Annotated in this window: 11 protein-coding genes and 1 pseudogene; 8 read left to right on the plus strand and 4 right to left on the minus strand. The window is 62.3% G+C overall.

The annotated features are described in order from the left end of the window. The 3 genes from tnpB to P2G67_RS16100 form a co-directional block, all read right to left on the minus strand. Nucleotides 1–323, minus strand: a 323-nt coding sequence (gene tnpB, locus P2G67_RS16090) for an IS66 family insertion sequence element accessory protein TnpB (RefSeq protein ID WP_275824323.1), incomplete at its 3' end; no start/stop codon positions are given. Beyond that, nucleotides 320–778 (minus strand): IS66-like element accessory protein TnpA, encoded by a 459-nt coding sequence (gene tnpA / locus P2G67_RS16095; RefSeq protein WP_275824324.1) that lies wholly within the window; start codon nt 776–778, stop codon nt 320–322. The genes tnpA and tnpB, both read right to left, overlap by 4 nt. A 47-nt stretch (nt 779–825) precedes the next feature. After that, nucleotides 826–2,034 carry a sensor domain-containing diguanylate cyclase gene (locus tag P2G67_RS16100; RefSeq protein WP_275824325.1) on the minus strand — a complete coding sequence of 403 codons (1,209 nt, stop codon included), beginning with the start codon at nt 2,032–2,034 and terminating at the stop codon, nt 826–828. Between the two features lie 669 nt (nt 2,035–2,703). Between P2G67_RS16100 and P2G67_RS16105 the strand changes: the two genes are divergently transcribed. The 8 genes from P2G67_RS16105 to P2G67_RS16140 all read left to right on the plus strand — a co-directional run bounded on the left by P2G67_RS16105 (nt 2,704) and on the right by P2G67_RS16140 (nt 10,252). Further along, nucleotides 2,704–3,786 carry an ABC transporter ATP-binding protein gene (locus tag P2G67_RS16105; protein WP_275824326.1) on the plus strand — a complete coding sequence of 361 codons (1,083 nt, stop codon included), beginning with the start codon at nt 2,704–2,706 and terminating at the stop codon, nt 3,784–3,786. A gap of 9 nt (nt 3,787–3,795) precedes the next feature. Beyond that, complete coding sequence (locus P2G67_RS16110) at nt 3,796–4,869, plus strand: ABC transporter ATP-binding protein (RefSeq protein WP_275824327.1); 1,074 nt, start codon at nt 3,796–3,798, stop codon at nt 4,867–4,869. Continuing rightward, on the plus strand, nt 4,866–5,738 hold the full coding sequence (locus tag P2G67_RS16115; RefSeq protein ID WP_275824328.1) for a carbohydrate ABC transporter permease: 873 nt from the start codon (nt 4,866–4,868) through the stop codon (nt 5,736–5,738). The genes P2G67_RS16110 and P2G67_RS16115 overlap by 4 nt, the downstream gene beginning before the upstream one ends. A gap of 142 nt (nt 5,739–5,880) precedes the next feature. Further along, nucleotides 5,881–6,633, plus strand: coding sequence for a carbohydrate ABC transporter permease (locus P2G67_RS16120; RefSeq protein WP_275824334.1), 753 nt, complete (start codon nt 5,881–5,883; stop codon nt 6,631–6,633). A gap of 10 nt (nt 6,634–6,643) precedes the next feature. Further along, nucleotides 6,644–6,925 carry a DUF2160 domain-containing protein gene (locus P2G67_RS16125; RefSeq protein ID WP_275824329.1) on the plus strand — a complete coding sequence of 94 codons (282 nt, stop codon included), beginning with the start codon at nt 6,644–6,646 and terminating at the stop codon, nt 6,923–6,925. 112 nt (nt 6,926–7,037) lie between these two features. Continuing rightward, complete coding sequence (locus P2G67_RS16130) at nt 7,038–8,738, plus strand: ABC transporter substrate-binding protein (RefSeq protein WP_322099730.1); 1,701 nt, start codon at nt 7,038–7,040, stop codon at nt 8,736–8,738. A gap of 267 nt (nt 8,739–9,005) precedes the next feature. Next, nucleotides 9,006–9,737, plus strand: a complete 732-nt coding sequence (locus tag P2G67_RS16135) for a hypothetical protein (protein ID WP_275824331.1) — start codon at nt 9,006–9,008, stop codon at nt 9,735–9,737. Further along, nucleotides 9,734–10,252, plus strand: coding sequence for a type II toxin-antitoxin system VapC family toxin (locus P2G67_RS16140; RefSeq protein WP_275824332.1), 519 nt, complete (start codon nt 9,734–9,736; stop codon nt 10,250–10,252). Before P2G67_RS16135 ends, P2G67_RS16140 begins: the two co-directional genes overlap by 4 nt. 144 nt (nt 10,253–10,396) lie before the next feature. On the opposite strand, the pseudogene P2G67_RS16145 reads toward P2G67_RS16140, so the two are convergent. Further along, nucleotides 10,397–10,711 (minus strand): annotated as a pseudogene (locus P2G67_RS16145) (hypothetical protein); the annotation flags it as partial. Nucleotides 10,712–10,849 lie beyond the last annotated feature (138 nt).

Consider the following 10,849-nt stretch of genomic DNA (forward strand, 5'->3'; position numbering starts at 1 on the left):
CGCGCCACCACCCGTTTCCAGTCCAGGCCTTCAACCAGCGCTTCATACTGGGCGCGGGAGAGACGCATCACGCCCTCGCTGATCCGCGGCCAGACGAACTCCCCAGCCTCCAGCCGCTTGTAGGTCATCACCAGTCCGGAGCCATCCCAGACCAGGATCTTGATGCGGTCACCCCGCTTGGAGCGAAACACCACGGTCAGTCCGGAGTAGGGATCGAGCCCCAGCTCGTTTTGCACCGTGGCGGCGAGCCCGTCGTGACCGCGCCGGAAGTCGACCGGCTTGACCGCAATAACGATCGGCAGGCGCTGCCCGGGGACGATCATGTCAGGGCCTTCAGGGCCGAAACCACAGCCGCAATCCGCGCCGCGGCCATCTCTGCCGGGAGACGCACAACAAGCCCGGCCACCTCGACCTCTATAAGGGCGCCCGTGTCCGGTGTCGGCTTTGCCTCGACAGGCCGCTCGTCCGCGAGGCCGACCGCCTTCCCATCAACCACCAGCGGCACAAAACCAGGGCCATCCGCATCCCCCGGCAAGGCCAGATGTCCGTCTCGTGCCGCCCGCCGCCACGTCGTCAGTTGCTGGGGCGAAACGCCGTGCCGTCGCGCCACAGCGCTCACCAGGACACCAGGCCGAAAGCTCTCAGCCACAATTCGCGCCTTGACGTCATCCGGCCAACGCCGGCGGCCGGTAGGACCTTCCAGCACCTCAAGCCGGCCGGAAAAGCCACCGGCAACCGGCCCGGCCTCTTCCGCTGCTTCCGCCAACTCCATCTGCATCAGCTCCTTCCTTGAAAGGAAGGAGCATCAGCCACCAAAGCGAGACCTTAAATGGTCAATCCAATGGGAGGAAAACGCCGCTTACGGTCTTCGGCCAGGGCTGCGGCGCCGTCGAGGCCGGTATCGGGCAGGAGGATCATGAACTCCTCTCCGCCCCAGCGCCCCAGCACATCGGAAGCCCGCAAGCGTTGCTCGATGATTCTGGCGATCGCACGCAGAATTTCATCTCCGGTTTGATGCCCGTGATTGTCGTTGACCAGCTTGAAATGATCGAGGTCATACATCACCAGGGTGAAGACTTTTGCGTGGCGTTCGCATCGCTCGGCCTCCTCTTCCAGCAACGCTTCCAAGTGGCGCCGGTTCGTTACCCCGGTGAGCCCGTCGTGGAAGGCCAGGCGCTCCAGCGCTTGCTCCAGTTCCTTGTAGCGGCGGATGTCTCGGGCAAGCGTGGAAAGGCGTACGACCTCGCCGCCGTCGTTCAGGTGCGCCACGAGGGTCTGGGACACGGGTAGTTCGTTCCCCGCGGCATCGAGCAGCGCGCTTTCGCCTTCCCAGGTGCCATCGCGGATGGCGGCTGGAATGGCAACCTGCTCAACCAAGACCCTCGCCCATTCCGGATGAAGCTGGCCGAGCCGCACGACCCTGCCCTTGGCATCATGGACTGCCGAGGTGTGAGCCGCGGTGCGCGGCAATCCCACCAGTCGTCTCCCGCCCGCATTGACGTAGCGAAGCGTGCCATCGGGGTCGGCATAGCCGACCAGGTCGGGGGTTGCTTCCAGGATCTCTGCCAGCAGGTCGCGAAGCCGCTCCGCCTGACGGCGATCCGTGATATCCCTGACGATGCAGAGAATAAGTTTCTTGCCGCGGAAAACCGTGCCGTTGGTGCTGATCTCCACCTCAATGAGGGAACCGTCCTTGCGCTGTTGCTGGGACACGAAATGGTCGCCGGCATCATCGACGCTCCCCAGCATCTGCAACAATTCATGCTTCGGGTGTTTTCTGTCCCAATCCCAGACGTGCAGAGCCTTCATCTCGACGATTCCATAGCCGAGCATGTCGGCGAAGCGTCTGTTGCTGTAGTAGACGCTGCCATCTTCCTCCAGAACGACGACTCCGTCCCTTGAGTGGCTGATCAAGAGCCGCCAGAGCAGGTGTTCATGCTCGGACATATACTCTTGTGCCGTGGGATCGATGTCCGAGCCGCCTTGATGGCCCTCATCGTCCTCCGTCAGTCGCTGTTTCTTGTTGCTTTGCATCCTGGGACTTTGCGATCCGAATAGCTGTGTCTCTGCGTTACGCCTTTGCAGAGGGTGGCGGTGGGTACACGCGTGACTCTGCCTGCCGGCGCCCTTTGCTCGATCGAAGGGTACCACAGATCGCGTGAGCCTCCACGTGGCCGGCTGCCACGGCCCAGGCAAAGTCCCCGGGAGGCGTTGCGATACGCTGCTCTGAGGCCCGATACCCCGCTTTAGCAGGTCGATCCTCCTCTCGAGCCGATCGTCTCAGATCGGATTTGCGAAGCGATCCGAACAGAAACGTGAATCGGCTCTATCCCTTTGATGTAGACCGGGTTCATGCACTGAATCTGAACTCGGGTGGTTCAGATTCAGTGCGATCCGGCCTACGCGCGACGGGGAGCCCACCTCTGGATCATGCTCCTGGGCAGCAACGGACGCTGAGGAGGGCCTGTTTTCATTTGACTTCCCATAAGCCTGTCACTCATAGTCCAGAGCAACCATAAGGAGATTGCCCCAAAGGGGTGGCGCGGGAGGAAACGTGGCCGAGGCGGTGGAAAACGTCAGGATCAGCGGCTGGCGCTGCACGGGTGATGCCATCGCGGCCGGTCATCGCTTGAGACCGGGCGCGGGGCTTCGAACAGCGTACTCTGGCGTGGCTGACCGTCGCGCAGCGGCCGGGAGGCGCGCATGCTGGAACTGAAGGGCGTCAGCAAGCGTGTCGGCGCCGAAACCCACATCGACGCCGTCTCCCTGACCCTGCAGCCGGGAAGCCTGAACGTGCTTTTGGGCCCGACCCTGGCGGGCAAGACGACCTTGATGCGCATCATGGCCGGGCTCGATCCTCCGAGCGAGGGCCAGGTGCGCTTTGCCGGGGAGGACGTGACCGGTATGGCGGTCCAGAAGCGCAAGGTCGCGATGGTTTATCAGCAGTTCATCAATTATCCCTCGTTCACGGTTTACGAGAATATTGCCTCGCCGCTGCGGGTGGCCGGCCTGGACCGAACCCTGATCGACCGGGAGGTGCGCAAGGCGGCGGAGCTGCTGCGGCTCACGCCCTATCTCGACCGCCTGCCGCTCAGTCTCTCCGGCGGCCAGCAGCAGCGCACCGCACTCGCGCGCGCATTGGTGAAGAACGCGAAGCTGGTGCTGCTGGACGAGCCCCTGGCCAATCTCGACTACAAGCTGCGCGAAGAACTGCGCGCGGAGCTGCCGAAAATCTTCGCCGAGTCCGACACCATCCTGGTCTATGCCACCACCGAGCCGACGGAGGCCCTGCTGCTGGGCGGGAATACGGCGACCCTGAGTGAGGGTCGCGTCACCCAGTTCGGCCGGACCATTGAGGTCTTCCGCAACCCGGTGGATTTGGTGACTGCCCGAACCTTCGCCGATCCACCGCTCAACACCATCGATGTGGACAAGAAGGGAGCGACCTTTCTCTTGGATCGCGGCGTGTCGCTGCCGGTGCCCGATCACCTCACCGGCATGCCCGAAGGACGCTACACGCTTGGCTTTCAGCCGCATCATCTCGCGCTGAAACAGCAGACGCCGCAGTCTGTGCCGATCAGGGCCAGGGTGAGCGTCGCCGAGATCACCGGGTCGGAAAGCTTCATCCATCTCGATTTCGGCGCTGTGCGCTGGGTGCTCTTCACCACCGGCATCCATCACTTCGAGCCCGGCGACAGCGTGGAGGCCTTCATCGATCCGCGGCGCGTGCTGGTGTTCGATGCTGCCGGCCGGACCATGGCCCCGGCCGATGGTTTGGTGAGTTAGGAGCCAGGCATGGCACGCATCGACCTCAGCGCCATCCGCCACAGCTACATGCCCCGGCCCAGCGTTGAGGCTGACTATGCGCTGAAGCAGGTCGATCACAGCTTCCTCGATGGCGGCGCCTATGCCCTGCTCGGCCCCTCGGGCTGTGGCAAGACCACCCTGCTCAACATCATTTCAGGCCTGCTGCATCCGAGCGAGGGCCGGTTGCTGTTCGACGGGCGCGACGTCACGGACCTCACCACCCAGGAACGCAACATCGCGCAGGTTTTCCAGTTTCCGGTCGTCTACGACACCATGACGGTCTATGAGAACCTGGCCTTTCCCCTGCGAAATCGCGGTGTGCCGCGCGACGAGATTGACCGTCAGGTGCGTGAGACCCTGGCGCTGACGGACCTGGCCGCTGTCGCCCAACGCCGCGCTCGTGGTCTCACCGCAGACCTGAAGCAGAAGATCGCTCTGGGGCGCGGCCTGGTGCGCTCCGACGTCAACGCCATTCTCTTCGACGAGCCGCTAACGGTGATCGACCCCCACATGAAGTGGCAGCTGCGCTCCGAGCTGAGAAAACTGCACCGCCGCTTCGGCTTCACCATGGTCTATGTCACCCACGACCAGACCGAGGCCCTGACCTTCGCCGACACGGTCGTCGTCATGTACGAAGGCGAGATCGTGCAGATCGGCACGCCCGACGAGCTGTTCGAGCGGCCGGCGCACACCTTTGTGGGCTATTTCATCGGCTCGCCGGGCATGAACCTGCTGCCGGTCGAGGTGGAGGGAGTCCAGGCCCGCTTCGGCGCTCACGCCATTGCCTTGCCCGGCGCAGTGCGGGACGTGAAGGGGCCCGCGGAACTGGGTGTCAGGCCGGAGTATGTGCGTCTCGGTGCCGCGGGACTGCCGGCGCAGGTCCGCAGAGTGGAGGATCTGGGGCGCCGCAAGGTGGTCTGGCTCCTCGTCGAGGGACAGGAACTGGCCGCCGTGCTGGGCGAAGACGAGGGCCTGCCGACCGAGCCGCGCGTTACCTTTGCGCCGGAGGGGATCAATCTCTACGTCGCCTCGCGCCGGCGTGCCCTGGAGGCCGCGGCATGACCAAGACCTGGAACAACAAGGCCTGGTTCTTCGTGCTGCCGGTGCTGGCGCTGGTCGCCTTCAACGCCCTCATCCCCCTGATGACGGTGGTGAATTACTCGGTACAGGAGAGCTTCGGCGGCAACGTCTTCTTCTTCGAAGGGACCAAGTGGTACAGCCAAGTGCTGAACTCCGAGCGTTTCCGCGCCGCGCTGGGGCGCCAACTGATCTTCACCTTCACCATCCTGGCCATCGAGGTGCCGCTCGGCGTGTTGATCGCGCTCTGCATGCCGCGCCGTGGCGTCTGGGTTTCGGTCTGCCTGGTGCTGATGGCGCTGCCGCTGCTGATTCCCTGGAACGTGGTCGGCGCCATCTGGAACATCTTCGCGTTGCCGGACCTGGGGTTGCTGGGCCGCGTGCTCAACGGGATCGGCTTCGACTACAACTTCACGCGCCAGGCCGGCGACGCCTGGTTCACTCTGATCGTGATGGATGTCTGGCACTGGACCTCGCTGGTGGTGCTGCTGGCCTACGCCGGCCTGATCTCCATCCCCGATGCCTACTACCAGGCGGCCAAGATCGACGGCGCCTCGCGCTGGGCCGTGTTCCGCCACATCCAGCTGCCGAAGATGAAGCGCGTGCTCACCATCGCCATCCTGTTGCGCTTCATGGACTCCTTCATGATCTACACTGAGCCCTTCGTGCTGACCGGTGGCGGGCCGGGCAACTCGACCACGGTGCTCTCTATCGATTTGGTGAAGATCGCACTCGGCCAGTTTGACCTCGGCCAGGCGGCAGCCATGTCGATCATCTACTTCCTGATCGTGCTGGTCTTCAGCTGGGTCTTCTACACCGTGATGATGCGCAATGAGGGCGAGGGCCAGTCATGAGCACACGGAAGACTTTGCCATGAGCAGCGGCATTGGTGAGACGCAAGGTCAGGCGGTCCCGGCCCGGTCGGGACGGCGCCGGCCCCAGCATCAGCGTCACAGCCTGACGTGGCTGGTGCCCACCCTCTACATTCTCTTCCTGATGCTGCCGATCTATTGGCTGCTCAACATGTCGTTCAAGCCGACCAACGAGATACTGGGCAGCTTCTCGCTCTATCCGCAGAACTTCACCCTGGACAACTACCGGCGCATCTTCACCGACCCCGTCTGGTACTGGGGCTACATCAACTCCCTGACCTACGTGGTCATGAACATGCTGCTGTCGGTCTGCGTGGCGCTGCCGGCGGCATACGCCTTTTCGCGCTATCGCTTTTTGGGCGACAAGCACCTCTTCTTCTGGCTGCTGACCAACCGCATGGCGCCGCCGGCGATCTTCGCGCTGCCCTTCATCCAGCTCTACTCCTCCGTGGGCCTGTTCGACACCCACATCGCCGTGGCGCTGGCCCACTGTCTCTTCAACATCCCGCTCGCGGTCTGGATCCTGGAAGGCTTCATGTCAGGCGTGCCGAAGGAGGTGGACGAGACGGCCTATATCGACGGCTATTCCTTCCCGCGCTTTTTCACCAAGATCTTCATGCCGCTCATCGCCTCGGGCATCGGCGTGACCGCCTTCTTCTGCTTCATGTTTTCCTGGGTGGAACTGCTGCTCGCCAAGTCCCTGACCTCGGTGGGCGCGCGGCCCATCGCCTCTGTCATGACGCGTACCTCGTCGATTTCCGGCTATGAGCTCGGCATGCTGGCGGCGGCCGGCGTGCTCACCATCATCCCCGGCGCGCTGGTGATCTACTTCGTGCGCAACTACATCGCCCGGGGCTTCGCCCTGGGGCGGGTCTAGGAGGCTGGCGATGGACCTGTCCTGGATGGCCTGGACCTGGGAGACGGCGGCCTTCTTCGCCACCATCGCCCTGCTGCTGATCGGCATGACCCTGTGGGAAGTGGTCTCCCCCGGATCGACGCCGCGGCGCGGGCTGCTGGGCCTGGATACCACGCGCGGCGACCGCCTCTTCATCTCGCTGCTCGGCAGCGCCTTCATTCATCTGGCATGGCTCGGGCTCGTCGGCCCGGACCTGTGGTGGGCTCTCGGCCTTTCGATCATCTACGCGATCGGGGTGTTTCGATGGGTTTAGGGCTGTAGGGAAGGCGCGGCCGCCCGCAACGCGACCGCGCCTGATGTCGCAAGAAAACCTAGGGAGGAATCCAATGCGACGATTGTTGCTAGCATCATCGGGAGCGGTTGTCTTGATCTTTGCCAGCGGCTCTGCCCAGGCCGATATGGCCGCGGCGGAACGCTGGATCGACGAGGAATTCCAGCCCTCGAGCCTCACGCGCGAGGAGCAGGTTGCCGAGATGGAGTGGTTCATCCAGGCGGCTGAACCCTTCCAGGGCATGGAAATCAACGTGGTGGCCGAAGCCATTCCCACCCACGAGTATGAGGCCGAGGTCCTGACCCAAGCCTTCGAGGAGATCACCGGCATCCGCGTGAACATGCAGCTCATGGGCGAGGGCGACGTGGTCCAGGCGCTGCAGACGCAGCTTCAGACCCAGCGCAATCTCTATGATCTCTACGTCAACGATGCCGACCTCATCGGCATGCACTACCGCATCGGCCAGACCGTCAACCTGACTGAATGGATGGAGGGTGAGGGTGCCGACGTCACCAACCCCGGCCTGGACATCGATGACTACTTCGGCACCGCCTCGGGCACCGCGCCGGACGGCGATCTCTATCAGCTGCCCGATCAGCAGTTCGCCAATCTCTACTGGTTCCGCAAGGATTGGTTCGATCGGGAGGACCTGCAGGAGCAGTTCCGCGAGCAATACGGCTATGACCTGGGCGTGCCGCGCAACTGGTCGGCCTACGAGGACATCGCCGAGTTCTTCACCGAGCATGTGCAGGAAATCGACGGCGTCCAGGTCTATGGCCACATGGACTACGGCAAGCGCGCACCCGATCTCGGTTGGCGCATGACCGACGCCTGGCTCTCCATGGCCGGTGCCGCTGATCCGGGGTTGCCCAATGGCGTGCCCGTGGATGAGTGGGGCATCCGCATGGAAGAGGGGACCTGCAACCCCGTCGGTGCATCGGTGACCCGCGGCGGTGCCACAAACAGCCGCCCGGCCGTCTATGCCGTGGAGAAGTGGGACGAGTGGCTGCGCAACTACGCCCCGCCGGGGGCATCCGACCTCGACTTCTATCAGTCGCTGCCGGCGCTCAGCCAGGGCAACGTCGCCCAGCAGATCTTCTGGTACACCGCCTTCACCGCCAACATGGTCCAATCCCAGGAAGAGGGGAACAACACGGTGGACGAGGAGGGCAACCTGCTGTGGCGGATGGCGCCCTCACCGGTCGGCCCCTACTGGAAGGAAGGCATGCAGCGCGGCTATCAGGATGTCGGTTCCTGGACACTTATGGAAACCACGCCGCTCGATCGCCGCAAGGCGGCCTGGCTCTTCGCCCAGTTCGCGTCCTCCAAGACGGTTGACGTGAAAAAGAGCCACGTGGGCATCACCTTCGTGCGCGATTCCACCGTGCGTCACGAAAGCTTCAGCGAGCGGGCGCCGCAGCTCGGCGGCCTGATCGAGTTCTACCGTTCGCCGGATCGGCACCAGTGGACCGACACCGGCACCAACGTGCCGGACTACCCGCGTCTGGCCCAGCTCTTCTGGCAGCACATCGGCGATGTGACCGCCGGCACCTTCACCGCTCAGGAGGCCATGGACCGGCTGGCCGGCGAGATGGATGAGCTGATGGCCCGCATGCAGGCGGCCGATGAGGCCAATGACGCCTACTCGGGCTGCGGTCCGCGACTCAACGAGCCGCGCGAGGCGGACTACTGGATCAACGAGGTCGAGGGCGCACCCTGGCCGCCGCTGGAGAACGAGAAGCCTCAGGGTGTCACGGTCGCCTACGAGGAGATCATCCAGCGCTGGGCCGAGTAGTTCGGTGCGATAACACGCCAGCGAAGTAGAACTGCGGGGCCTCCGCGGCGGTCACGACCCGCCGCGGAGGTCTCTTTGTCCGTCGTCTGGGGGAAACTGCCAACCCACTGGGGAGCGAGATGTGGGGTCCGTTGCAACCACCCTACGGTAATCGGCCATAGCGATACGGAATATCCCTCAATGGGCCAATCTCGGTGAGGCTGCGAAGCGGGATCTTTACCGCGACTCGTTGGGCGCGTAGAATCCCAGCCGGAGGCACGAGGGCTCATGGACACTACGACCTACACCTTCAAAATCGAAGATTTCACGCCCGAAAACATGCCATTCGGACGACTGATCGAGTATTATCTTCAGATAACGCGATTGCTTCGCGTGGCTGAGAATCTTCATCTTGTTGATGTCGTGGAGGGCAGCCACGGTAGTGCGTTCAGGGTTGAGAGAAAGCACGAGGCGGAGCTGACTCGGATGCTTGTCGCAATCAATGACGGATCCGCACCTAAGTCTGCCCTTCGTGCCAGAGATGAAATCAATAGTATGTTGCGGCAGGATGGAACGAGCGGCAGTTTCTATGATTCTAGAGGCGTGAACGTCATCCCATTTCCAGGGAAGATGGCGGATAACGGCCCCCAGCTCCGTGTGCGTGGTGCAGCGAGCTTTGTTGGTGAACTATACCACATAGCGGGCACGAAGGATGACGCTAAGGTAAGAATAAATACTGATGCGTATGGAGTAGTGTTTTGCTCTACCAGCAAAGAGATTGCTAGGGATATCCGGAATTTTTTGTTTGAGGACGTCAAAGTCAGTGGCCGTGGTATGTGGGTCAAGTCCGAATCTGGAAAATGGGATATTGATAATTTTGTCATAACTGACTTTGATCCCGTAAAGAGAGAGAGTCTTCGGGAGACGGTTGATAGGGTCCGCGGAATGCACCTTGCATGGCCGGATGATCCGATAGGTGAGGTTTCCAAGATTGAAGAGCGCAACGGGACCGCACATTGACCGTAGCGTTCGACAACACCTTTCTTTCGTTGGTCTTGAATCCTGACACAAGGCCAACGCCAAATCCTGCGACAGGCGAGCCGATAGCACACTGCAAGGAGCGTGTTGAGGCGCTTATCAACGATTTAAGCGAACGTGGCGATACCGTGATAATTCCCACGCCATGCTTCTCAGAGTTGCTATGTGCAGTTCCCGATCTTGAGAAGGCTGTTGCTGAGATAAATCAGTCTGCGGCATTTGATCTTGCCCCGTTTGATGAGCGCTGCGCGATCGATCTTGCTGAGATTGTGCGAAATGCAATCGCCGCAGGCGATAAGAAATCAGGGGTGCGCGCACCGTGGGACGAAATAAAATTTGACCGGCAGATCGTCGTGATTGCGAAGGTGAACGGGGCGAGAACGCTATACACGGACGATTACAATCAGTCCGAGTTTGCGAAACAAATAGGGCTGAACGTAAGCCATACGTGGGATTTGAAACTACCGCCTGAATATGCGCAAACAGGCCTGTTTTAAATATTTGGCGAGCAGTTCCGCTCGACAAGATCGAGGAACCCCTCTTTCCCTCATCGCAGGGCGAAAGCCAGCGACAACAGGATGAAGAGCAGGGTCAGCGCCTTACAGAGGCGCGGGATCTGGCTGTGATGCATGGGGAGGTCCTCAGCTGTACTTGAAGCGTTCGGCGACCACGGCGCTGTTTGGCACCTGCCTGTCGAAAAGCCACGCTTCGACGCTGTCCATCATCCCCAGGGGCCCGCAGAGGAAATAGAGCGCGTCGGGCGAGGGATCGGGCAGGCAGCGGTCGAGCATATCCGGCGTCAGTTCGCCCTCCGGGCCCGGCCAACCCGGCGGCGGTTCCGACAGGACGAGGTCGACCCGCAGGGCGAGCCGGCTGCGCAGGGCCTCGATCTCTTCGCGATAGAGGATTTGTCCTTCATGGCGGTTGCCGTAGATCATGTGAACGGGGTGTGGCCAGGAATCCTGGGCGAGCTGGGCACCTCTATTAACCTCGCGGCGCTGGCCTGTTTATGATTCACTGGGCTGGTGGACGCGCGGGGAGGCAAGGTATGGCGAAAGCTCCGGGATTGTTTGACGTGGAGGAGCGGCTGCAGC

The sequence above is a fragment of the Aquibaculum arenosum genome (assembly GCF_029222965.1).
GTDB classification, from domain to species: domain Bacteria; phylum Pseudomonadota; class Alphaproteobacteria; order Kiloniellales; family DSM-21159; genus Aquibaculum; species Aquibaculum arenosum.

Bases quoted from the DNA above. Each gene is read 5' to 3' on its own strand.
- tnpA (WP_275824324.1), bottom strand. From the start codon at position 778: ATGCAGATGGAGTTGGCGGAAGCAGCGGAAGAGGCCGGGCCGGTTGCC.
- P2G67_RS16115 (WP_275824328.1), top strand. From the start codon at position 4,866: ATGACCAAGACCTGGAACAACAAGGCCTGGTTCTTCGTGCTGCCGGTG.
- P2G67_RS16120 (WP_275824334.1), top strand. From the start codon at position 5,881: ATGCTGCCGATCTATTGGCTGCTCAACATGTCGTTCAAGCCGACCAAC.
- P2G67_RS16100 (WP_275824325.1), bottom strand. From the start codon at position 2,034: ATGCAAAGCAACAAGAAACAGCGACTGACGGAGGACGATGAGGGCCAT.
- P2G67_RS16125 (WP_275824329.1), top strand. From the start codon at position 6,644: ATGGACCTGTCCTGGATGGCCTGGACCTGGGAGACGGCGGCCTTCTTC.
- P2G67_RS16110 (WP_275824327.1), top strand. From the start codon at position 3,796: ATGGCACGCATCGACCTCAGCGCCATCCGCCACAGCTACATGCCCCGG.
- P2G67_RS16135 (WP_275824331.1), top strand. From the start codon at position 9,006: ATGGACACTACGACCTACACCTTCAAAATCGAAGATTTCACGCCCGAA.
- P2G67_RS16105 (WP_275824326.1), top strand. From the start codon at position 2,704: ATGCTGGAACTGAAGGGCGTCAGCAAGCGTGTCGGCGCCGAAACCCAC.